We start from the raw sequence: 23,320 nt of genomic DNA on the forward strand, positions 1-23,320 counted from the left end.
GTTGTCCTCGTCCTTGTATCCCCCATCACCTGTTAAATAATAACCTTCAAATTTGGACAAATAGCCTTTTCTGAATCGCTCATCTTCTTTCCATAAAGTGGGAAAACAGCCGGGAGCAAGGGGGAGTTTGATCACCACATAGCCCTCCTGGTGCGGACCAAGAATTTGGCCGTTTTCTCCCATGATCTGAATGTCATATCCTGGAACAGGGGTAGAGGAGGAGCCGGGCTTAATAGTTTTTAAACCCAACCCGGCCATATTGGCGAGCATGGGTGAACCGGATTCCGTTTGCCACCAATGGTCAATTACCGGGATTTTGAGCAGTTCGCTCACCCATTCGTAAGTCGCTGGATCGCAGCGTTCTCCTGCCAAGAAGAGGTGTTTTAATGAAGACACATCATATTTGGTAAATAATTGCCCCTCGCTGTCTTCTTTTTTGATCGCACGGATAGCGGTGGGTGCAGTAAAGAAGGTTTTTACCTGATGCTGTTCGATGATTCTCCAAAATGTCCCCGCATCGGGAGTACGAATGGGTTTGCCTTCAAAAAGAATGGTGGTACAGCCACTGATCAAAGGCGCATATACAATGTAAGAATGCCCCACGGCCCAACCTATATCAGAAGCTGCCCAAAATACATCTCCCGGATAAGTATCATATACCGCCTGCATGCTGTATTTCATGGCAACTGCATGACCTCCATTGTCACGGATAATGCCCTTGGGTTTACCGGTTGTACCGGAAGTGTACAAAATGTATAGAGGATCCCAGGCATCTACTTCCACATAACCATGTGGTTGGGCAGTTTCCAAAGCTTTGTTCCAATCCAACTCTTTCTCCGAGCGAAGTTCGGCTTCTGCCATAGGGCGCTGTAGGACAATATGGTAATCTGGCTCAAAAGTAGCCTCCTTCAAAGCCTGATCTATCAGCGGCTTGTAGGGAATTACCCGCTCAAACTCAATCCCACAGGATGCAGATAAAATCACCTTGGGTTGGGCATCATCAATTCGTATGGCCAGTTCATGTGGGGCAAATCCCCCAAAAACCACCGAATGAATGGCGCCCAATCTGGCACAGGCCAACATGGCAATGACCGCTTCGGGAATCATAGGCATGTAAATGATTACCGTATCCCCTTTTTTCACGCCTTTGGCAGCCAATAGGCCCGCAAACAGTGCTACCTTGTCCCTTAATTCCAGGTAAGTGAATTTTTTAATGGTATTGGTTACCGGAGAATCGTATATGAGGGCTGTTTGTTCCCCTCGGTTATGCGTGATATGATAGTCGAGGCAGAGATAAGATGTATTCAATTTGCCACCTTCATACCAACGGTAAAATCCCTCCTTATTGGTAGATAGGATTTTTTTTGGGAAGCTAAACCAGGCAATGCTTTCCGCTTTTTCTTTCCAAAAGTTTTCTGGGCTTTCAATGGATTTCTGAAATTCACTCGAGTAGTTCATTCTGGTAATTTTTATACCAATAAATTTAAAACTAAAACGCCAACTACCAAATTTGAATCAAGGACTCTTTTGAGCGCCCTAAACTCTTTTTGCCTTTTCAGGTTTAAATTGCTATGGAAGCATATGCCATCATCGATGAGTCCGATTTTCCCGTTGTACGGATTCGATTTACGGGAGCCAATAGTACTGACGACAACTTTCAGGCATACCTGGACCAAAATAAAGCCTGCTATCGGTTGGGAAAAAAACTAGCCATCATCTTCGATGCCTCTAAAGCAAGTATACCCTCCATACGCCATCAAAAAATGCAGGCAGATTGGCTCAAAGAAAACAGAAAACTGATGGAAAATTATTGTGCAGGAACTGCTTATATCATTCCCAATTCAGCAATCCGCGCCGTTCTTAAAGTGATTTTTTCTTTTCAAAAGCAGCCTGTTCCTTATAAAATTTTTGAAGATGAAAGGGAAGCAATAGCTTGGGCAAAACAAATTTTATAAATTTCCTGAACCGCCAAAACAAAAGCTTTTATAAAATTGAAAGTTCTAACCCGAATTATACCTGATCCTTAATAACCTTCAGAATCCGAATTCACCCTCCCCCAAAAAGTTCTATATACAAAATAACTGTACAATAAGACCAAAGGACCACCTACGGCCACAAATCCCATCATGATTTTTAGGGTTTTGGTAGATGCGGCAGCATTGTAAATGGTGATGCTATTGGCCTCCACCCCATTAGACCATAGCAGTCTTGGGTAAAGCTCAAAAGCAACGATGACCAAAAGTAATGCGATGGTGAGACTGGTAAAAATAAAGGCCCAACCGTACTTTTCCTTGCTTGCAAGCCTGGGCACATTGGCAATACTCAGAAATACAAGAAATGGCACCACAAATAGAACCTTATTTTCTTTGAAGACCAGTAACAAATGATCCAGGTTTATTAAGCCATAGACAGTTGTGATCAGGTAAGATACAATAAAAAAGGCCATCCCTCGGTTTAAAAATCCTTGTACCCTATTATACAGCTGACCCTCTGTTTTTAATAACAAATAAACCGCTCCGTGCATCATAAAGAGGCCCACGCTTGTAATACCTACTAGAATGGAAAAGGGATTAAGGAATTCAAAAAAACCCTCACCGATATATTCGTAATTCTCATCCAGAGGCATCCCGTTGAGAATATTTCCCAACACCACCCCAAGTAAAAAAGCCAACATGATGCTTGATATGGAATAACTCCAGTCCCAGAGCGTTCTCCACCAAGGCATTTCTTCCATATTTCTGAATTTGATGGAAATACCTCTGAAGATGATGAACATTAGGAAAAGGATAAATGGCGTATACATGGCTGAAAAAAGCGTTCCATAAAAAACAGGAAAGCCTGCAAACAGGGTACCTCCGCCGATGACCAACCAAACCTCATTCCCATGCCAGGTAGGGTCAATGGCTTTTAAGGCCGTTTGCCTGCTGCTGTCTCTCCTAAAAAACACATGCCAGGCTCCGGCACCAAAGTCAAAACCATCCAAGATGGCATATCCTGAAAAAAGTGCACCAACTACCAAAAACCACCAAGTGGGATAATCTATTCCAAATAAAGTCTCCATCATTACCTACTGTTTTGAAATTACATCTGCAATATCCCTACTTAAACCTCCCTCACCGGAATCCATATCCTCGGATGGGCCTTTTTGTATAGCTTTGTTCATCAAATAAATAAACAATAAAAAGAGCACACCATAGACAATGAAGAATAGAAATAGGGAGAAAAGTACCTGATTGGCCTGCACACTTTTTGATAATGCATCTGAAGTTCTCAACAAGCCATAGACCACCCAAGGCTGTCTGCCCATCTCGGCTGCAAACCATCCAAACTGATTGGCCAATTGGGGCAGTATGGCCGTAAATACAAATGTCCACAATAGCCATTTTTTATCAAACAATTTGCCCCTCCACCACTGCCATAAGGCAAATAGACTTAAAGCAATCAAAAACATACCTATGGCTACCATCAAATGGTAAAATTGAAAAACTGCATTGACCTGAGAAGGGCGATCTTCTTCTGGAAAAGCATTAAGCCCGGTAACAGGAGTATTCAAATCCTGATGCAACATGAATGATAAGCCACCGGGGATTTTAAGTCCTGTTACTACTTGACTTTCCTTATCCACCCAGCCCAATAAATAGAGGTCAGCCGGTCCTTGAGCTTCAAAATGTCCCTCTAAAGCGGCCAGTTTAGCCGGTTGGTTCACGGCAACACCTTCAGCAGAGTTATGTCCGGTAAACAATTGCATCAAAGATGCAATGACCGCCACCACCAAGGTGATCTTAAAGGCTTTTTGGGACATCACCACAAAACGCCCTTTGAGCATATAGTATGCATGAACGCTCAATATCAAAAAAGCTCCTGCCAGAAATGCCCCAATCCAAACATGCGTCAACCTATCAACGGATGAAGGATTAAATACCATGGCCCAAAAATCAACAATTTCTGCCCTGGCCTGCATGCCCTCACCCACAATATGGTACCCAGCAGGGGTCTGCTGCCAGGAATTGGCGACTACTATCCACACTGCTGAAAACATAGAGCCCAAGAATACTGCCCAAGTAGCTACAAGATGCACCCATGGCTTGACTCGGTTCCAGCCAAACAACAAAATACCCAAAGCACTGCTTTCCAGCGCAAAAGCAAATATCCCTTCAGCCGCTAAGGCGCTGCCAAAGATATCTCCCACATAACGGGAATAAGTGGCCCAATTGGTTCCAAACTCAAACTCCATCACGATCCCTGTGGCCACCCCTATGCCAAAAGTGATGGCAAAAATCTTGGTCCAAAACTTAGCCAAAATTTCATACTCCTTCCTCTTCGTACGAATGTAAATGGTTTCAAACACCACCATCAACAAGCCTAATCCAATGCTTAGTGGCGGAAAGATATAGTGGAAAGCAACTGTAAAAGCAAACTGAATACGGGAGAGAATTTCTACGTCCATGGTAGTATAATATCAGCAATTGGTTCGATTTCTAACCCATTTATTTGATCGGGATAGAAAAGAATAATCCATTGAGTGTTAACAAATGTATCTTAAAATCAAATAGATCACTGAGACTCAACTCACACAATCGATAAAGACCAGCATTTAGTTCATGGTTCAGGTCAGACTGGAAACTGCATTTGTGTTGTGCAAAAACTATAGGCTATAAGATGCTTAATTTTTGACTCTTCCGGTGAATCTCTGTATTTAATATTGCCCGTTTTGATTGATAGGGAAGTATATACCGCTATATTATTAAGTATCACGTTTATGATCCTTTTTTGATAAAAGGTTCAGGACAACATAATTTTTCTTGTAAATTATAAATCACTAATTCGATCTAGTCATGCACAGAACCTTTCTTAATCTTCTTTTCTCAGCAATTCTTCTCTTATTCTTTTACAGTAAACCTGCTTTGGCACAATCCAATCAGAAGGAAATGGCGACCGAGGTAGCCAAAGGACTCAAGCTTAGAGGTATTGGCCCTGCGGTAATGGGCGGAAGAATTGCAGACATTGCTGTAAATCCAATCCATAGCAGTACCTGGTATGTAGCAGTTGGCTCTGGAGGTTTATGGAAAACCACCAACAGCGGGACTACCTGGATTCCTGTTTTTGATGAGCAGCCATCTTATTCCATAGGCACCGTAGCCTTGGATCCCAACAACCCTGAAATAGTCTGGGTAGGTACAGGTGAGAATGTGAGTGGACGCCATGTTGGTTGGGGAGATGGGATTTATAAAAGCATGGATGGTGGTGCTACCTGGCAACAGATGGGCCTAAAAAACTCTGAGCATATAGGCAGGATACTGATCGACCCCAGAAACTCTGATGTGGTCTATGTGGCTGCTGAAGGTCCTCTGTGGTCATCAGGCGGAGAACGTGGCCTGTACAAAACCAAAGATGGGGGCAAATCCTGGAATCTGGTTCTGGAAATTGATCAAGACACTGGAGTCACCGATGCAGAATTTGACCCTTCCAATCCCGATATCATCTATGCTGCTGCTTACCAAAGAAGAAGAAAAACCTGGGCCTTGCTGGCAGGTGGCCCAAAATCGGGCATATTCAAATCTATGGATGGAGGCGAAACTTGGAGAAAAATGAGTCAGGGATTGCCTCAGGGAGATATAGGAAAAATAGGCTTGGCCGTGACTCCCGCTGATCCACAGTTGGTTTATGCCACCATAGAAGCGGATAATGCCAATAAAGGATTTTACAGGTCTACAGATAAAGGGGAAAGTTGGGAAAAGCGCAACAGCTATATTTCAGGTGGAACAGGACCGCATTACTATCAGGAAATTGAAGCTTCTCCCACCAATCCTGACCTGGTTTACCAAATGGATGTTTTTATCCATGTCACCCGAGATGGGGGGAAGACTTTCAATTATGGGGAAACCGGCAGAGCAAAGCACAGCGACAACCATGCCCTATGGATTGATCCTGCGAATGGACAGCATTTGATTGTAGGAACAGACGGGGGATTGTATGAATCCTTTGATGAGGGAGCTACTTGGAGGCTTTTTCCAAACCTACCGATCTCCCAATTTTACAAATTGGGTCTCGATAACTCGCAGCCTTTTTACAATGTTGTGGTGGGTGCCCAAGATCTTGGAACACTGATAGGCCCCAGCAGGACTACCAACATTGAAGGCGTACGCAATCAGGATTGGTATGTACCCTTAGGGGCAGATGGCTATGATGCAGCCTTTGATCCAGAAGACCCGAATATCGTGTATATGGAAATTCAGCAGGGGCTTTTACACCGACATGACAGGACCACAGGGGAGGTATTGAACATTCAACCTCAACCCGAGCCTGGTGAACCGGCTGAGAGATGGAACTGGGACAGCCCCATACAAATTAGCCCTCATAACCATAAAACCCTTTATTTTGGATCCCAAAGGGTTTGGAAAAGTATAGACCGCGGAAATTCCTGGACACCAATCAGTGGTGACCTGACGACAAATACCAGCCGATATGAGTTGGAAATGATAGACCGCGTACCCAGTATTGACGCCTTGTATGACAATGGGGCCATGTCAAAATTTGCCACATTGACCAGCATTTCCGAATCACCCGTACAGGCAGGATTGCTTTACACAGGTTCAGATGACGGACTGATCCATGTAAGCGAAGACGATGGTGCAAATTGGCGCAAGTCAGGAATTCTTCCCAAGGTCCCTGCATTGACATTTATCAACCATGTGTATGCTTCTTCCCATGATGTCAACACTGTATTTGCAGTAGCAGATGGACATCAATTGGGTGATTATTCATCTTACATTTTCATTAGTACGGACAAAGGGAGATCCTGGCGTTCCGTTGCCGGAGACTTACCTGAGAAAACCATTGTATGGGTAATCAAGCAAGACCACATAGATGAAAATTTACTGTTCATTGGGACAGAGTATGGGATGTACTTTTCGGAAAATAAAGGTACAAATTGGATCAAGCTCCATGCAGGTGTACCCACTATTCCTTTCCGGGACATTGAACTGCATGCCAGAGACAATGATTTGGTGGGTGCTAGCTTTGGACGTGGGGTTTATATCTTGGACGATTACTCTCCATTAAGGGAAATCAGTAAATTGGCTCAAACCAATTCCAATATAGTGTTGCCTGTAAGGGATGCTTGGTGGTATGTTCCAAGTGTTCCCTTCCAGGCAAAAGGGATGCCTTCCCAAGGATCAGACAGTTTTGTCAGTGATAACCCTCCTTTCGGGGCAGTAATCACCTATTATATCAAGGAACTCCCCAAAACAGAAAAAGCGCAACGCAGGCAAAAAGAAAAAAACCTCAACGAACAGAAAAGTAGCATTCCATTTCCCGGATGGGATCAGTTGAGAAGAGAGGCCATTGAAGAGGAACCCAAGGTGATGCTTTTGATCAGAGATGACAATGGAGAGCCTATTCGGTGGATAGAAGGAGCATCCGGACAAGGGTTGCATAGAGTAAGTTGGGATTTGAGACTAGCTCCCCCCAATCCGATCAATCTGACTGTACCTGATTTCCAACCCCCTTGGGTAAGTGACCCTGAAGGACCCTTGGTAGCACCCGGTAAATACAGTGCCACCCTTTATTTGATGGACAATGGTGAATTGGAAGCACAGGGAGCATCGCAGGAATTCAACGTAAAACCTGTATTTTCAAGCAATGCCAATTACCAAGAGATGGCAGCGTTCAAAAAGCAAACAACCAGTGAACTTTCCAGAAGGACATCAAGCGCCGCTAGGCAATTGGGAGAAGCAGGGGATAAGCTTCGTTACATCAAGGCTGCATTGACCAAGACGCCGAATGCTTCTGAAAACCTGTTTACTCAATGGAATGAGCTCAATGCTACCCTTTTCAGTTTGAGAACCGTATTGATGGGAGATATGGTGCTCCAAAGCAAAGATGAATCTACCATACCATCCATCATGAATAGGGTAGGAGGTGTAATTTATGGGCATTGGGATACCACTGAACCGCCTACAGCCACACAAAAACGCAATGTTGAAATTGTCCAAACTGAGTTTGAGCAATACCTGCAAGAAGCAGCAACATTCTTTACGAAGCTTGCAGATTTTGAAAAACTGTTGGAAGAAGCCGGTGCTCCTTACACCCCAAATAGAAGAGTGGATTGAAATACAAAATATAAAATTAAACCTAAAGTAGTGACAGCAGATCTATCAGAAGTTGCTGTCACTACTTTAGATTTTCCCACCATTTATTTGTTGGACTAAGACCAGGTATAACTTTTTTTCCCATAATCGGAGTCACCAATTCGATGTCATTTTCTGCTGCCAATGCAGCTACCATTTGTATAGATTCATCCCAGGGATGTAAGGCCAAATCAAAAACCCCCCAGTGAATGGGAAAAAGTAGCTTTGTATCTATATCCTGACAAAGCTGAATAACCTGATCAGGAAAGAGATGGGTCAAAGGCCATCCTTTATTCCAGCCGTCGATTTCTACAAAAGCCAGGTCAAAGGGCCCATATTGTTCTCCTATATCTTTCAAATGCGTACCGTATCCAGTATCGCCGCTCACGAACAGGTTTTTCTCCGCGCCTTTAATCACAAAAGTCGCCCATAAGGTTTTGTCTCTATCGTTAAAACTTCTGCCTGAATAGTGAATTCCCGGAACAGCCGTAATTTTCAAAGGACCAAATTTCTTGTCCTGATGCCATCCTAGCTCGCTGATATTTTTTTTGGGTACCCCCCAGGCTTCCAATCTATCGCCTACACCCAAGGGCACGATGAATGCTATGTTTTTATCTGCCAAAAATTTAATGGTGGCCGTTTCAAGGTGATCATAATGATCGTGGGTAATGACCACCAAATCAATTTCAGGCAGATCCTCTCTTTTAAGGGGAGGTGCATCAAACCTTTTCAAAATAAACGGTAACGGACCACCATTCTCAAAGACCGGGTCGAATAAAATGCGTTTTCCATCAAGTTCAAGGATAAATGTGGAATGCCCAATCCACCAGGCTGCAAAATCTGAAGGTGTTTCTGAAAAATCACTTTGGCTAATCGGCTGCTTGGGCAGTGGAAAACCCGGGGCATTGGGTGAAGTTTTAAAGAAGCGTAAAGGTCCTGGATTCCCCCCTGTGGTTTGTTCAGGAAAATAGGGCAATGGCTCAGGACTTATAAATTCATCTTTATCCGGATCATAATAATCCAGTACGGAGAACCTTTCCTTACGTTCTTCAGGAGCGTCTAAACTGCCCATTTGTTTATGGATATAATATGCCGAGCCCCCTGTTACAACCAATGGTATAGTCAAGGTCCATAAAGCTATTCTAAATATTTTTTTCATTGCTATAACATTCTGGTGATTTCAGTTGCGGGCGATTTCGGGTACAAAACTATAAAGCAATAGTAAATTGTAAAAAGCCAAATTGCCCATTTAAACTTCGAACATCCAATTTCTTGTAGGTGCTTACTGTAGCTGAGACGCATTGATCTTTGTCACTTATTTGTTTTAGATAAAGGTTGCCCCTTTTTGGTTTCGTTAAATTGTCCATTTTCATACACCAAATGCCCATTTATAAATGTATGTGTCACTTTCGTTTGAAATGTTGTTCCCTCTAATGGGGACCAGCTGCATTTGGACAAAATATTATGCTTAGCAACTGTCCATGGTGAATTTAGGTCGACTATAGTCAGATCAGCAAAGTAGCCCTCTCGTATAAAACCTCTTTTTTCAATGCTGTAAAGTGTCGCTGGATTATGACACATTTTTTGAGCAATTTTCTCTAAGGAGATATGACCTTGTTTGTAAAATTCAAGCATGATGTTCAACGAATGTTGAACAATTGGTGCACCGGACATTGACTGAAAATAGGGTTTTTGTTTTTCGTCCAATGTGTGTGGAGCATGGTCTGTAGTTACTATGTCTATTCTATCATCCAACAAAGCTTTTAAAAGGCCTTTTTTATCTTTTTCTGATTTTATTGCTGGGTTCCATTTTATTAAAGTTCCTAGACGCTTATAGTCCGCTTCGGAAAACCATAAATGATGAACCGAAACTTCTGTTGTTATATTTTTCTCTTGCAAAGGAATGTCATTACGGAAAAGATGTGTTTCTGCTTCAGTGGTCAAGTGCAGAATATGAAGTCGTGCTTTATGTCTGTTGGCTATTTCAATGGCTCTTTTAGTGGCTTCATAACAAGCTTTTTCGCTTCTGATGACGGGATGAAATTCCACAGGTACATTTTCACCATATTTTGCTTTAAAAATATTTTCATTTTCCTCAACTATTTGTTCTTTTTCAGAATGGATCGCTATGATTGATTTGCAGTTTGCAAAGAGCTTTTCCATTGTTTTCGGATTGTCGGCAAGTAGGTTTCCTTTTTTGGTAAAGTAAAGTCCGTCATCAGAAACGCCTAACAGTTTGGAGGTGTCAAGATTGATTACGTAATCAAGGTTGTCTCCATTGACACCCAGGAAAAAACCATAATTGGCCAATGATTTCTCAGATGCTATTTTGTATTTCTCATTGAGGGTGTCAATCGATAATACATTTGGAAAAGTATTGGGCATATCAATAAATGATGTCACGCCACCCGCTACAGCTGCTTTGCTCTCTGTGTATAAGTCTCCTTTATGTGTGAGACCCGGGTCCCGAAAATGAACCTGCCCGTCAATGATACCGGGAAACAAAAATTTGCCCGTTCCATCAATAACTTTTGCATTAAGGTCCTCATGATGTCCACAGATTTTTTGGATTAGATTTTTATCGATTAAAAGGTCAGATAGGATTATTTGTCCTTCGTTAACGATGCTAATATTTTTGATTAGTGTTCTTTCTGTCATTGTAAATTTTTGCACAGGTTGCCTTTTCATCCAATTCAGAGGTTTTGTAAATATTTCGGATGTGCTCACCAATCGTTCTTCTAGCTTTACCAAATAACTCAACAAGCTGCTGTTCGGTGACCCAAACCGTATCGTGCTCCCCATTCAAAATTATTCCATGTTAGGTATAGAAAAACTCCAAACCCCAATATTCCGATTATCCAAGGATTCTGCTTTGCCATTTTAGAATTGAGTCCAACGGGATTCAGCCTGTCTGCCTTCAGGCAGGCTATATCCAAGGTGATGGTTTTTTCTATTCACGAGGATAAAGGATTTATTCTTAATTGACCACCTACAGCTTTTAATACTTTCATTATTGTTTCAAATTGGGGCTTTGATCCTGTTGACAGAGCTTTATACAGACTTGGTCTACTCATCCCTGTTTCTTCAGCTATTTTGGACATACCAATTGCTTTTGCGATATGCCCAAGCGCAACAAGTACATCATCATTATCCCCTTCCTCCAAAACAGAATTCAAATATTCAGCAATCATTTCTTTACTATCCAAATAATCTGCAATATCAAATTTTGATGTTTCCATATTTCTACTTTTTTATCCTGTTCCAAATTTCCTTTGCTTTTTCAATATCCTTTTGTTGAGTTGATTTTTCGCCCCCTAAAAGAAGAATAATGATTTTGCCTTCTCTTTCCTTGAAGTAAATTCTATATCCTTAGGCATAATCTATTCTCAATTCATGAATACCTTCACCAACCGGTTTACAATCTCCGAAATGTTCGTCATTTTCAAGTTTCTGGATCCTGAACAAAATTTTCGCTTTTGCTCTTATATCCTTCAACTTTCTCAATCACTTGTCAAATTCAACAGTCTTTTCAATAAAATACATTTAATTATCTGTCTTCATTTGGATACAAAATTACGTGTTTTTTCTAGATTTAAAAAGTTAATTGGAATATACTTAGGGTCTTTTAAAATGTGCCATAATCGGGTCAGGCAAGGGAATTTCACCCTCACCTTCCCACAGAACCGTGCGTGAAGGTCTCTCCGCCGCGGCGGACTCTTCATACCAATAACCACTAAAGGTAATGCACTGATACTAATTTATCAGTGGTGGTCTTGTTTCCTTTTCATAAATCCTCTCCGCCGCGGCGGATTGTAAACAAATTGGAAACATGATATGCTCCCACCCCGCACACCTCGCTCAAATGTCCTTCCCGGACATTTGCCGTCCTCCACTCCCATTACAGGAGCTTCAACACTACTACGAATGAGTCTGCCCCCAACACCTCTTCCACATTACCTGAAAGTCTGCATCCTCTCTCGATTTTACAGAGCGGTGTAGAGTTCACTTGTTCCTTGAAATGGCCTGTACTGCGTTCCTGCCAGCTTAACCCCGGATGCGATGTGGCCAGTATATCCGATCGTCCGCCACACTTTGTCATAGGTATCCCGATAGCTATCGGGATAACTACCTATTTTTCACATCGTAATTTGCCTTATCGAGGCTTCGTCACTGGTTCTCCGCCGCGGCGGATCAGCTCCATCAGTACTCACCTACAGGGATCGAAGTCCCCGTTTTTCCTTACCGCTCACTACATATTGGTTTCCCTAATATGCAGCGTAAGGTAGTTTGATAGCTGTCTCGGTAAACCGCCATCGGAGGGCCTCTCTATTGGTTACCCAATAGTCCTCCATCCATTTCAAAGCATTCGACCTGCTTTTAAGGTCGATTCAAGTCACACACGGGATTCAGCTTGGAGACGGCGGGCAGGCATTCGGAACCATTTACTTCCAGCCTACTCCAAACTTCTTAAAGGTACTAAACTTTCAATTTACTCGGAACCGCCCGCTGTATCCAAGGTGATGTTAGCGTTTTGTTGTTTATTTCTTCTTACCTGCATCTAAATAGGTAGTCTCAGAAAGCTTTTTTATCGATTTTATAAAATCTTTGTTATCTAGGGTAGCTAATTGCGATTTTGCTATTTTCCTTAGTTGAATAAACCTGTCTTCCTTGTTCTCTTTTCTCTCAATCAAGATAGCATTCACATTTTCAAGATTTGATAATACAACCAATTCATTGATGCTTGCAAAATCTCTAATGTTTAATCCCTTGTCCGAATGTTCCTTATTCACTTCCCTCCAATCTTTTGCTGTACAACCAAAAAGGGCTACATTTAATAAGTCTGCTTCTTCTGCATAAACCAACCACTCCTTATCTTTCAAATAGTCTTTATCAGGAATAATGTGATTTTTGATTGCTTCAGTATGGATGTGATAATTGGTTTTTGTTAAGATTCTTTTCACATTCCATTCCAAGTTGTATTGATTTGTCTCAATTTCTTTTAGTCGTTGAAACTCCTTGATAAGTAGTAGTTTGAACATGGGACTTATCCATGAGCCAAATTCAAAAGCTATGTCTTTGTGGGCATAAGTTCCCCCATATCTGCCTGACTTTGAAAAAATGCCAATAGCATTAGTCGCTTCAATCCACTTTCTAGGTGTTAAGTTAAAACTGTTGAGCCCTGCCTGTTTTCTAAAGGTGTCGAATTCGACAGGTTTAAAATCAGGGTTATGTAAAGTTTCCCAAAGACCGATAAACTCAACTGTATTTCTGTTGCGCATCCAGTTTCTAATATGGTCTTCACCTTCCTCACCCCTTACCATATCTGTTAGGCAGATATAATCTTCACTATTCTGTTCAATTATGGAAATTGATTTCTTATTTACTTCTATTTTAGATGTTTTGGCCATACAAAAAGTTTTTTCTAAAAATAACAAAATTTTGGATGCTAGGTGGTTTTACAATAAACGCTAACGGCCAAGTATAAGAGCAGTAGCAGATTTCAAGGCGATTACCTGTCCGCTACCACCAAAGTTTATTAAATTCACAGACCTTCGATTTACCACTGCACCCGCTATTGCCACATACACGCTGTTACCGCCTAGTGCTTTTTTCATTTGAACACAATTGTTATTAGTTCTTCCATAATTGAAGCTGCCTTTAGTGATTTCGGTCTGTATTTTCCTGGGTGACCACATTTGTTTCTGGTATCCAAACAATCTTCCAAAGAGTCTTTTTCACCCTTATCAATAATCCCAAGTTCTTGTAATGATTGCAACAATAATGCGTCATTTATGTATGCGAAGTCTTCAATTTTCTTGATTTCTTTCGCATTGGTTTTGAACTTTTTAAGAGCGTTGTTTAGGGTTACTTTACCGTGCCCAAACGCTTTTTTTCTTAAATTCAATACTGCTGCGTTCCACGCAAATATTATTCCTGCTCTCAATGAACCTGCATTCATACAAATGAGAGCTTCTTTTAGATAATCAGCTTCATCTTTGTCAGGAACACCTAAAATTGCCTGTTCAAAATATTCTACATTTATAGGGTGTTCAACTTCCGTTCTTAAAATAATTTTGTCCAGTGGACTAAACGGCTTTTTGCTAATGTCGCGATTTACTATAAGAGTAAAGAATTCCAGAGAATGACTAGAATTCATTTTTAAATTCTCTAGTGTGAATTGTAAAGGGTAGCCTAGTTGTTGCAAATGAATAATATACGAGTACTTCAGGGTTTTAAAAGTGACCTTTTTCGTTATACCACTTTTAATCACTTGGTTTACGAGTATTTTCCGAACTGTCGTATCGCCATACTGCTTACCTGTATGTCCACTTTCAAAAACATATTTTTCTGGTTTATTAGTCTTAATATGTTGATTAAGCATTGATTTCACATATTTCGCTAAGACAGCTTCTCTTTTTATTCGACCACTTGAATCTCGTATTTTCACTTCATTTCTTAGAGTGTCTACGTCAGAGAGTTTTAAATTCTTTACTTCTGATAGTTCTAAACCCGCTGAATATGCAAATGCGATTAATAGCTTATGTTTTAGATTATTCGTTGTGTCAAGAATCTTTAAAATCTCTTCTGGCGATAATATGTCAGGATTGCTTCTTTTTCTGTCGGGCCTTTGTATTGAATCAAAATCAAATTCTTTATTCCACAACTTGTTGTATAAAAGAATTAGTGAGTGGAAGTATTGGTTTATTGCGGAAGCAGATACTTTTAATCGGTCAGCCTGTAAATGCTTAATGAAAGCTTTTATTTCAGAGAAAGTTATATTTTCTAACTCTTTGTCTCTGTAAAATTCACTAAACTTTACAATGCAGTTCTGATATATGCCGATTGACTTTTCAGCATATTTCAATCTTTGCATCTCTGTTAGAATGAATCTCTCTATTTCCGCTTTTTCTTTCATATTTCAGTTTTTCTTAGCATTGGCGGTAACGTGCCGCGTATTGGCGTAGTGCGGGATTTACAGCACTAATGTTGATACAAAGCGGACACTTCAAATTTAGCACAAATGTTGATACGAAGAACTTCGCCCCGCATTACGCCAATACGATGTTAGCGGTTCGGGCTGTTTTACTATTTCAATGCTATTCATACTCACTAGATAAATCTATTCCCTGATTTGTCCTGAAATATTTGCTTTTAAACTGTTCAGGATATATTGTCGGTATAACTACTCGTTTTTCCAATAATGCAAGTTTACTTATTATATTCTCGTACAAATGCAACCAAATCCACTAAGTTATTTCCAACACCGTCAGGTTCAGCATCAAGTTTATCAGCGATTGCATTTAACCTGTTTACCCAAAATGTAGGATAGCCGAACCATTTTGCACCTGCCATATCCCAACCTGCGAATGGCACAAACAGGATTTCCTCTTTTTTCAATTTCAGTTCTTCAATACCCATTTCGTAGGCGGTTGGACTTGGTTTATATGTTTGCTTTTTATCGGTGCTAATAATGTAGTCAAAATAGTTTTCAATACCTGAATTTTGTACGCCTTTCCTTAACATTGATTCCGTCATATTGGAAAGAAAACAAATTTTTAATCCTTGTTGCTTTAATTGTTCAAGAGATAAAACAACATCGTCCCATATCGTAAGGCTATTATACTTCGCCATAATCAGGTCTGTTGTTTGTTTGTCCGCCTCAATTTTGCATTGTGCAAATGCAAATTCCAAAGCATCTTTTGTTACCTCTTCAAAGTTTTTGTATTGATGTCCTGATTGTCTGAGCCATTGGTAGCCAAACTGTTTTGTCAGCCATATTTCAATAAGTTGTTTCCCTTTTTCAGGGTACAATTCGGTAACAGTTTTGAATATGGGTCTTGGGTCAAAAATCGGAAAAGCGTCAAACGCAACTGCTTTAATTTTAATCGTACTTGAATTATGAGCGTAAGATAATGACGATAGTAAAAGCCCTGCCGTAGAAAGTCCTGTTATTCTGATAAATGTTTTTCTGTTCATCTTTTATTCGCTACAATATATGTGGTTTAGTGTTCTTCTCCTTTGTAAATCCACATTGGTTCTGTTTGTCCCGCTCTCGTAAAACCTACTTTTTGATAAAAGTCAATTGCCTTTCCGTCTGCCGTTAGCATTTGCATATGGAAGTGTCCATATTTTTCCTGCATCTTTTCCATAATCATTTGCCCTATTCCTTTTCCCTGATAGTATGGGTGAACAAGCAAATGAGGATAATAAACAACCAAGTGTCCGTCCGAAATAGCGTTACCAATACCAACTAATTTGTCATTGTCCCAAGCAGAAAATAATGAATGTGAATTTGTCAATGCGTTATATAGTTCAGTTGGTTTGTCCGCTGAACTCCATTTATTTGCCTTATACAAATCAATTATTTTTTCAAGGTCAATATCTCGTCTGTCTGAAATTGTTATTGTCATTTGTTTATTTCCTGTCAATGGTCAATAGAAGTTACAATTTTTAATATGCTGTCTGACAAAATTAAAATGTATGATTCCCGCCAGCTTGTTACAAGTGTTCCGTCTGACTTCATCATATTCCAATTCATTGTCGCAAATGCCGCTTTTTCTCCGATTGCCGAAAATTCAAAATTGCTATATGTGCAATACTCAACGTCTTGCTTTTTATAGTCCTCTAAAATAGAGGTAAAATAATTTTCAATCTCTTTATGTTCCTTATATAACGAAACGGACTTGTCTGAACTGATAGCTGTATAAGGTGCTAAATACCTGTTTGCAATTATTGCCCCTTCAAAACTTTTAAAGTCTTGGGCAAACCTGTCAAAAAACTGTATCAAATTTTCTTTCATCTTTTGTAAAAAATATAATCTGTTACCAATGGGTCAAGTCCGTTTTGCTTAAATTCTGTTGCAATTTGTCCTCTGTGGTATGTCGAATGGTTAATGACGTGGAACAATATATCACGAATACCATTGCTGAAAGTTTGTCCTTTGCTGTTTGCATAGTTAATAGTTTCGTTCAGGTCAAACGTGTCAAGTATTTGCAATGTCTGTTCGTAATTTGTCTTGTCAATACTTTTTAAGTCTTGAACAGCGTGAAGTTCCCAAACTCCGAAAGTTGTTTGTTTCGGGTCAATTCTGTTGTTCCAAATTTGGTGTGCGTTAAGAATGTGATTATACAGCTTTACCGCCTTTTCAGATGTTTTGTCTTGGTTGCTATTAAAAACGTCCGCCAATTTTTGGTTAAAGTGATGACTGTATTCAAATAGCTCTTTAATAAATGGTTTCATCTTTATTATTTTGGTGCAAAGGTCAAAATAATAACAAAGTGAAACAATGAACTTGGGTTAATAAATGCGTTTTCGTATTCTGCTCAAAGCCTGTGGCGTAACTCCAATATAAGAGGCGATATGTTTTAGCGGAATGTGTTGTATGAGGTGTGGCTGTTCGGTAAATAAATCCCGATAACGTTGTTCGGCTGTTTCATTCAAAAGCGAAAGTTCACGCTTGAATTTTTTGAGAAACAGATTTTCACTTGCAAACCGCCCGATTTTGTTTCCGATTTCTGTTTCTGCGTAAAGGGTTTGCAGGTCGCTGTGTTTTAGTCGCCAAAGTGTTGTCTTAACCAATGTTTCACCTTCGTAAATGGGTGGTGTTCTTGTCAAAAAAGAATCGTAGGCACTCGCAAAATATCCGTCAAACACAAAAGCAAGCGTCAAGTCATTTTCAATTTTTGGAATGTAGTAACGTATAATTCCTGTTTCTACAAAAGAAAAGTAATCTTCTGTTTGCCCCGTTTTTAAGATAATATGTTTTTTGGAAAATTCGTGCCGTGAAAGTTTGGAAACGAAAAATTGCCAATCCTTGTCGCCTATTTTCTGTTGAATTGCCTGTTCAAAATATTGTCGTATTTGTTCCATTCATTTGTCAAGTTGTTTAACGTTGGGTCGTTCTTAGCCTGACCGCTAACGGTTGGCAGCTAAACGCAGGCAGGGATTTTTACCACTGAACTTCCTACGAAGAACTGAATTTTAAATTTACCACTTTCCTGTCCTACGAAGCGCGAAACCCCTGCTTGCGGATAGGTGCTGTTACCTGCCGTTTTTTTCTTCAAGTTCTAACAGATATTTCTTTCGCCAAAGTCCGCCACCATATCCTGTCAATTGTCCGTCAGAGCCAATAACTCTGTGGCACGGAATTAAAATCGATATTCTGTTCATTCCGTTAGCATTAGCGACTGCTCTTACACTTTCTGGACTTTCAATTGCAATTGCTTGTTCTTTATAAGAAATTGTTTGTCCATAAGGAATACTTTGCAAAGCCGCCCATACTTTATTTTGAAAGACCGTGCCTGGTGTGTGCAAAGGAATATCAAATGTCATTCTTTGTCCTGCAAAATATTCGTCTAGTTGTTTTTCTAATAGTTCAAAATGCTTATTGTTTCCTTGAATGATTGTAGCATTTAAAAGTTTGGCAATTGACTTCAATTCGGTTTCCAGCATTTTTCTGTCGGTAAATTCTAATAGACAAATTCCTTGATTGGTCGCACAAGCAAGCATTGTTCCTAATGGTGTTTCAATTCTCTTGAGCTCTATAATACTTTGGTGTTTTCCGTTTTTTGGGGAAACGCCAAAAATGTTTTTAAAGCTGTCACCAAAACCACTCAACGATTCAAATCCTGTTTCAAATGCAGTATGCGTAACCCTTTCTCCATTTTGTATTTTTTTAAATGCCGAGTTAATCCTAAACATTCTTTGGTATGCCTGAAAGGTAATTCCGTGATTTTTAATAAACCATCGTCTTATTTGACTGGGTTCAATTCCTTTTTGTTTTAGGTCGTAGTCTTTGAATTTTAACGATGGGTCTGCCGAAAGTTCGTTAATAATTTGCTGATATTCTTTTGGCATTTGGTTTAATGTTTTCAAAGGATTACAAACTTTGCAAGGTCTGTAGCCTTTTAGAATGCACTCTTTTGAAGTCTTAAAAAATTCAACATTTTCTAATTTGGGTTTTCGGGCTGTGCAAGATGGTCGGCAAAAAATGCCTGTGGTTTTTACTGCCGTAAAAAATACACCTTCAAAAGATGTGTCTTTTTCAACAATTGCTTTGTACATTATCTCTACTGTCAATTTCATTTTTAAAACACAGAATTAAAAGACTGTTCTGATAAAATTTTTGTTACTATATTTTCCAATGATGTATAGGCATAACCATTTAAAAAATTACCCATACTAATTCTTTTTACGCCAATTTTTTCAAGCCTTTCAAAATTGGGCAATTCTGGCATACACATTACATTGAGTGGTAATTTGGTTTGAGAAGCGATTGTGGCAATCTCGCTTTCTTTTGTAATGCAAGGTAAAAATAATCCGTCTGCTCCTGATTGTTCATAGATTTTTATTCTTTCCGTTGCCACTTTCAAAGCATTTGGAATATTCAAAAGAAAAGCATCGCATCTTACATTGATAAAAATTGAAATCCCTTGTAGTGTTAAGATGCTTTTTATCTCTTGTAAAAGTTGAGAAAAATGAATACTATCTTTCAGTTTTCGTTCTCCATTTTCAAAAAAACTATCTTCAATATTTATACCTGCTATACCTAGCTTTTCTAATAATATGATGTTGTTAGCAATTTCTATTGCTGTATTTCCATAGCCAAATTCAATATCAACAGACAGAGGAAGTGAGACACTATTTTTAATTCTTTCAACAATAAATAATAAATCTGAAAAGGGCATTTGTTCTCCATCTTCGTAACCTAACGTATGGGCAATAGCCGCACTTGAAGTTCCTATTGCTTTAAAACCTAATTTTTCAAATGTTTTTGCACTTTGAACATTCCAAACGTTTCCAATAATCAGAGGCTTTGTCTGATTATGCAATTCTTTAAATTTTAAATACATTATAGTCATATCTTTATTTGTTTGTGCAAAGATACTATCGGTAAATCCCGTAGAACAACCGAAAAATTGACAAGTATTTTTTTATATGTTGGATGTCTTTTCAAAATGGCAGGTAACGGTCAAGTATAAGAGCAGTAGCGGATTTCGAAGCGATTACCTGTCCGCCACCACAAAAGTTTATTAAATGCAGAGACCTTGATTTTACCACTTCACCCGCTATTGCTCTTATACAATGTTGTGCCTTCGTTGTTTCTTTTTCGTCCGTGCGGTAGGACAGACATACTCTTTGCCAAGTTTTGGTTTGCGTGTCGGCTGGTGTGACTTGGCAATGTGTATGGCTGTTGTGAGTTGGCATTTAGTTATCTCGTTCTACTATAATTACATCAGTCAAAACTTCGTATTTTTTAGGAAATCTTGCAGAATCACCTTGTTTGTAAAATTCAAGTTTCAAATCATTGGTTGATTTTTGCTCAAAAGTGTCAAGGTATGAGTGTATTGCAGGTTCCAATAAATCTACATTCCTTTTCAATTTCCAAGATTGGTCAAAATCTGTTCTGTCGATTAGGATAAGAAAAATTCTGTTTTCAGCACCGAATCTAAAATCACTCTGGTTTTCATAAAGATTACGGGCTAATAGTAACGGGTCAGCCTTAACTCTATCTATCAAGTCCAATCTAAATTGTCTTATTTCAGCAACTGCCTGTGCTGCTTGACCACCCTTGTCTTTCAATCGTTCGGTTAAAGAGTAGTAAAGATTTGAATCATCATTATTGAATTTAATATCCGCAGCCCTTGCAGCTTGCTTAAGTGTTGTCAATTCAGGTCGTAGATCAGCCTGTTTTCTTTCAAATTCAATAAAATTTGTTGGTAGATATGTTACTTTAAGGTCAAATGGAATCTCGTTCATAAAGAAATCGACACTTTTTATTTGTCCTACAGTTGGTAAAACTACTTCGTGAGATTTGAATAAGTGTTCTATTAAGATGCTTGACCAATGGTTGTACCAACTACAAACAAGGTAGTCCTGAACAGTTCCAAGAACTCCTGTTTCCATTTGTTCAATAAGATAATCATAAGAGGTATTATCTTTTATGTACTTTTTGACAAGATACTTGCCCAAGTCGTTTTGATTGTCAGCACCCCACTTAAATGTTTCAACCTTATATAGTTCTTGAACTAGGCTGTCGGTGTCAAGCTCGTCTAATTCAGAAGTATTTTGATTGGAAATGAAATTGTTAAGTAACTCGTGAGATTCATCAACATTCTCAGAAAGAATGTGGTACAATTCTTTAAATTGAGCATTTAATCTTGTGTTCTCAAGTTCAATATCATTGACTTGACAGAATTGATTTATATATTCCCTGCGAACTATAGACTTAACTTTTAACCAAAGTGTGCCAAGTCTATCAGTGTTAAATTCTTTAAGCTCTTCACTGTCGTGTTGCTTTTTCCAATATTCAAAATTTTTAGGCATTATCTATTTCTTTTATGAGTTCTGTAACATTTAAAAATTTATCTTGAGACAATAGCTCCTTCATTATATGATTCATAATTTGATAGGATTTATAGCCCTTTTCCTTTAGTTCAGATATTTTTATTACAAGTTCAGGGTATTCCAAAAATCTTATTATTTCTAACCTATCAGTACTAATAGGATGCAGAGGCTTAGAGTAAGTTATAATGAAGTCGGTTTGCAAGCCATTTTTTCTATTATCTTGAACAACAGAGTTGGCAGAATAGCCAAGGGTTTCTATAAGTTCCAATTTATAGCCAATACTTCTAAACATCTCAACTGAACTTATCCAAGCATCATCATCAAGGCTGTTGAACATAAACGATAATTTTTTCTCAGGCTTTAACACTCTAAAGCACTCTTGGAAAACTGCATACATTAAATTATTGTAATCGTTTTTATCCTTCTTTCTGTCTTTTGATTCGCTAATTATAATTTCCTTTTCAAAATCAGCATTCTCTTTCAACCAACTATTCCAAAGTAAGCTCAATTCAAGATACGGTATTCTGTTGCCGTGTGGTGGGTCAGTTAAAATATAGTCAATCGAATTATCAGGTAGTGATTTTAGGTAATCTTGTGACGGACTCTTAACCAAAAGAAAATCTGTTTTGTCGAGAGCTTCAAAACTTTTTCCTTCTTGATGATTTTGGCTCAATTTACCTTGGTCTTTTTTAGCTTTATAGATTTTTTTAAACCTGTTTTCGAAGCAAGTCCAAGCATTGTTTTCAAAATAATCTTTTGGCATCCAATAGCCTATAACCCAACTTCCTATTTCTTTTTTCTCTGATATTTTAGTCGAACCATTTTCTTTTGTTTTATTACGTCTCTTAATGACAAAAACCATTTTGCTTGCTTGCCCCATAGATGCCGTAAAACAAAACTTGAAAAAGTCTTTAACTTGAATGTTTGAAATGCTATCAATTTCTTTATATATCAATGAAAGAGCAAGTAAATTTCTTGGTGTAAAGAGGTCGGAAGTTTTATTTTCTCTGTTAGCATTGATTCTAGAATTGTGGAAAAAGTTCTCTTTTGGGAAAAAGGTATTAATATTATCGTAGCTTATTTCTTTAGCTTTATCAATATCTAGTTGATTGGGAACATCTGAATACCTTTTTCTTGTCCCGTTTGAATATCTAATTTCAGTTAGCTCTCCATTTTCCCATAAATAGTTTTGACCTTCATACTTTTGACCATTTCTTTCAACTAAATATAGTTCTTGTATTTTATCCTTTACTTTCGCTTCAATTTTATTGAATTCGCTTAAAACAAGCTTTGTGTCAACAGTTTGAATAACATTTTTTGTTATTAAAATAGAGCTGGGGTTGATGTCTATTCCTACTCCTTTTCTTCCATTGAATACAGCTTCTGACACACTAACTCCTGAACCACAAAATGGGTCAAGCACTATATCATTAGGGGAAGTATATTTTTTAATAAAGTCAGCCATAATATTGAAAGGCTTCTTTCCCCAATATTTGTGCATTGCATAAAGTCCTTTGTAGGATTCTGCTTTATGTGAAATCTCTTTCTTTGACTGGTCTTGTTTAATTATATTTTCAAATAATGTCGTCTGCATTTTTCTTTTTTTCAAAGTTACGATTCTTTCTTCGAGCGTTGGCAAAATTCAAGCTCTTTTGGTTTTTTGTTTGGGCTTTGCGTGTCGGCAAAAACCAAATGTGCTTGAATGTGCGGTCGGCTTTCTACAATGAGGCACAACGGGATTCAGCTTGGAGACGGCGGACTTTCGGGCCACATCTCTTCCAGCCTACTCCAATCGTTAACAATATACGAATCTCCTTCTTTAAACGAAACTGTCCGCTGTATCG

General features: G+C 39.0%; 19 protein-coding genes. 2 read left to right on the forward strand and 17 right to left on the reverse strand.

Annotation, left to right across the window (positions count from 1 at the left end; genetic code table 11):
- Positions 1 to 1,458: AMP-binding protein (locus tag B879_RS15395; protein ID WP_040400856.1), on the reverse strand; the 1,458-nt coding region annotated here is incomplete at its 3' end.
- Between the two features lie 113 nt (positions 1,459 to 1,571).
- On the opposite strand from B879_RS15395, the gene B879_RS15400 reads away from it, so the two are divergent.
- Entirely contained in the window at positions 1,572 to 1,955 is a 384-nt protein-coding gene (locus B879_RS15400) for a DUF7793 family protein (protein ID WP_009186132.1), read from the forward strand.
- 68 nt (positions 1,956 to 2,023) lie between these two features.
- Here B879_RS15400 and cydB read toward each other — a convergent pair whose 3' ends face one another.
- Together cydB and B879_RS15410 are read right to left on the reverse strand one after the other, a co-directional pair.
- The gene (gene cydB, locus B879_RS15405; RefSeq protein WP_238542148.1) at positions 2,024 to 3,064 is read right to left on the reverse strand and encodes a cytochrome d ubiquinol oxidase subunit II; all 1,041 of its coding nucleotides are present in this window, start codon (positions 3,062 to 3,064) and stop codon (positions 2,024 to 2,026) included.
- 3 nt (positions 3,065 to 3,067) lie between these two features.
- Positions 3,068 to 4,447: a cytochrome ubiquinol oxidase subunit I gene (locus B879_RS15410; protein ID WP_009186134.1), complete on the reverse strand. Its 1,380-nt coding sequence runs from the start codon at positions 4,445 to 4,447 to the stop codon at positions 3,068 to 3,070.
- Positions 4,448 to 4,835: 388 nt separating this feature from the next.
- On the opposite strand from B879_RS15410, the gene B879_RS15415 reads away from it, so the two are divergent.
- Positions 4,836 to 8,111, forward strand: coding sequence for a WD40/YVTN/BNR-like repeat-containing protein (locus tag B879_RS15415; RefSeq protein ID WP_009186135.1), 3,276 nt, complete (start codon positions 4,836 to 4,838; stop codon positions 8,109 to 8,111).
- 61 nt (positions 8,112 to 8,172) lie between these two features.
- On the opposite strand, the gene B879_RS15420 is transcribed toward B879_RS15415, so the two are convergent.
- The 14 genes from B879_RS15420 to B879_RS15500 form a co-directional block, all read right to left on the reverse strand.
- On the reverse strand, positions 8,173 to 9,288 hold the full coding sequence (locus B879_RS15420) for an MBL fold metallo-hydrolase (protein ID WP_009186137.1): 1,116 nt from the start codon (positions 9,286 to 9,288) through the stop codon (positions 8,173 to 8,175).
- Positions 9,289 to 9,440: 152 nt separating this feature from the next.
- A complete protein-coding gene (locus tag B879_RS15425; RefSeq protein ID WP_238542149.1) occupies positions 9,441 to 10,817 on the reverse strand; it encodes a dihydroorotase in 1,377 nt (458 codons plus the stop codon).
- Between the two features lie 266 nt (positions 10,818 to 11,083).
- Positions 11,084 to 11,368, reverse strand: a complete 285-nt coding sequence (locus tag B879_RS15435) for an addiction module antidote protein (protein WP_009186140.1) — start codon at positions 11,366 to 11,368, stop codon at positions 11,084 to 11,086.
- 1,299 nt (positions 11,369 to 12,667) lie between these two features.
- Positions 12,668 to 13,564: a KilA-N domain-containing protein gene (locus B879_RS15445; protein WP_238542150.1), complete on the reverse strand. Its 897-nt coding sequence runs from the start codon at positions 13,562 to 13,564 to the stop codon at positions 12,668 to 12,670.
- A gap of 176 nt (positions 13,565 to 13,740) precedes the next feature.
- Positions 13,741 to 15,045 (reverse strand): phage lytic cycle repressor MrpR family protein, encoded by a 1,305-nt coding sequence (locus B879_RS15450; RefSeq protein ID WP_009186144.1) that lies wholly within the window; start codon positions 15,043 to 15,045, stop codon positions 13,741 to 13,743.
- Between the two features lie 293 nt (positions 15,046 to 15,338).
- Positions 15,339 to 16,106: a haloacid dehalogenase type II gene (locus B879_RS15455; protein ID WP_009186145.1), complete on the reverse strand. Its 768-nt coding sequence runs from the start codon at positions 16,104 to 16,106 to the stop codon at positions 15,339 to 15,341.
- Positions 16,107 to 16,132: 26 nt separating this feature from the next.
- Positions 16,133 to 16,540, reverse strand: a complete 408-nt coding sequence (locus B879_RS15460) for a GNAT family N-acetyltransferase (protein WP_009186146.1) — start codon at positions 16,538 to 16,540, stop codon at positions 16,133 to 16,135.
- 14 nt (positions 16,541 to 16,554) lie between these two features.
- The gene (locus B879_RS15465) at positions 16,555 to 16,929 is read right to left on the reverse strand and encodes a DUF6841 family protein (RefSeq protein WP_009186147.1); all 375 of its coding nucleotides are present in this window, start codon (positions 16,927 to 16,929) and stop codon (positions 16,555 to 16,557) included.
- Positions 16,926 to 17,369: a DinB family protein gene (locus B879_RS15470; RefSeq protein WP_009186148.1), complete on the reverse strand. Its 444-nt coding sequence runs from the start codon at positions 17,367 to 17,369 to the stop codon at positions 16,926 to 16,928. The genes B879_RS15465 and B879_RS15470 overlap by 4 nt, the downstream gene beginning before the upstream one ends.
- A gap of 57 nt (positions 17,370 to 17,426) precedes the next feature.
- Positions 17,427 to 17,999: a Crp/Fnr family transcriptional regulator gene (locus B879_RS15475; protein WP_009186149.1), complete on the reverse strand. Its 573-nt coding sequence runs from the start codon at positions 17,997 to 17,999 to the stop codon at positions 17,427 to 17,429.
- A gap of 171 nt (positions 18,000 to 18,170) precedes the next feature.
- Positions 18,171 to 19,214, reverse strand: a complete 1,044-nt coding sequence (locus tag B879_RS15480; RefSeq protein WP_009186150.1) for a bifunctional transcriptional activator/DNA repair enzyme AdaA — start codon at positions 19,212 to 19,214, stop codon at positions 18,171 to 18,173.
- A gap of 2 nt (positions 19,215 to 19,216) precedes the next feature.
- Complete coding sequence (locus B879_RS15485; protein ID WP_202949647.1) at positions 19,217 to 19,990, reverse strand: isocitrate lyase/PEP mutase family protein; 774 nt, start codon at positions 19,988 to 19,990, stop codon at positions 19,217 to 19,219.
- Positions 19,991 to 20,336: 346 nt separating this feature from the next.
- Entirely contained in the window at positions 20,337 to 21,455 is a 1,119-nt protein-coding gene (locus B879_RS15495) for a hypothetical protein (RefSeq protein WP_009186152.1), read from the reverse strand.
- Positions 21,448 to 23,070, reverse strand: a complete 1,623-nt coding sequence (locus B879_RS15500) for a DNA methyltransferase (protein WP_009186153.1) — start codon at positions 23,068 to 23,070, stop codon at positions 21,448 to 21,450. The genes B879_RS15495 and B879_RS15500 overlap by 8 nt, the downstream gene beginning before the upstream one ends.
- Between the last annotated feature and the right edge of the window lie 250 nt (positions 23,071 to 23,320).

The organism is Cecembia lonarensis LW9 (assembly GCF_000298295.1).
GTDB lineage: Bacteria > Bacteroidota > Bacteroidia > Cytophagales > Cyclobacteriaceae > Cecembia > Cecembia lonarensis.

Excerpts from the sequence above, each read along its gene's own strand:
- B879_RS15435 (WP_009186140.1), bottom strand. The coding sequence starts at position 11,368 with ATGGAAACATCAAAATTTGATATTGCAGATTATTTGGATAGTAAAGAA.
- B879_RS15410 (WP_009186134.1), bottom strand. The coding sequence starts at position 4,447 with ATGGACGTAGAAATTCTCTCCCGTATTCAGTTTGCTTTTACAGTTGCT.
- B879_RS15425 (WP_238542149.1), bottom strand. The coding sequence starts at position 10,817 with ATGAAAAGGCAACCTGTGCAAAAATTTACAATGACAGAAAGAACACTA.
- B879_RS15400 (WP_009186132.1), top strand. The coding sequence starts at position 1,572 with ATGGAAGCATATGCCATCATCGATGAGTCCGATTTTCCCGTTGTACGG.
- B879_RS15495 (WP_009186152.1), bottom strand. The coding sequence starts at position 21,455 with ATGCCTAAAAATTTTGAATATTGGAAAAAGCAACACGACAGTGAAGAG.
- B879_RS15455 (WP_009186145.1), bottom strand. The coding sequence starts at position 16,106 with ATGAACAGAAAAACATTTATCAGAATAACAGGACTTTCTACGGCAGGG.
- B879_RS15485 (WP_202949647.1), bottom strand. The coding sequence starts at position 19,990 with ATGACTATAATGTATTTAAAATTTAAAGAATTGCATAATCAGACAAAG.
- B879_RS15475 (WP_009186149.1), bottom strand. The coding sequence starts at position 17,999 with ATGGAACAAATACGACAATATTTTGAACAGGCAATTCAACAGAAAATA.
- B879_RS15470 (WP_009186148.1), bottom strand. The coding sequence starts at position 17,369 with ATGAAACCATTTATTAAAGAGCTATTTGAATACAGTCATCACTTTAAC.
- B879_RS15420 (WP_009186137.1), bottom strand. The coding sequence starts at position 9,288 with ATGAAAAAAATATTTAGAATAGCTTTATGGACCTTGACTATACCATTG.
- B879_RS15460 (WP_009186146.1), bottom strand. The coding sequence starts at position 16,540 with ATGACAATAACAATTTCAGACAGACGAGATATTGACCTTGAAAAAATA.
- B879_RS15415 (WP_009186135.1), top strand. The coding sequence starts at position 4,836 with ATGCACAGAACCTTTCTTAATCTTCTTTTCTCAGCAATTCTTCTCTTA.
- B879_RS15465 (WP_009186147.1), bottom strand. The coding sequence starts at position 16,929 with ATGAAAGAAAATTTGATACAGTTTTTTGACAGGTTTGCCCAAGACTTT.
- cydB (WP_238542148.1), bottom strand. The coding sequence starts at position 3,064 with ATGATGGAGACTTTATTTGGAATAGATTATCCCACTTGGTGGTTTTTG.
- B879_RS15480 (WP_009186150.1), bottom strand. The coding sequence starts at position 19,214 with ATGAAATTGACAGTAGAGATAATGTACAAAGCAATTGTTGAAAAAGAC.
- B879_RS15500 (WP_009186153.1), bottom strand. The coding sequence starts at position 23,070 with ATGCAGACGACATTATTTGAAAATATAATTAAACAAGACCAGTCAAAG.
- B879_RS15450 (WP_009186144.1), bottom strand. The coding sequence starts at position 15,045 with ATGAAAGAAAAAGCGGAAATAGAGAGATTCATTCTAACAGAGATGCAA.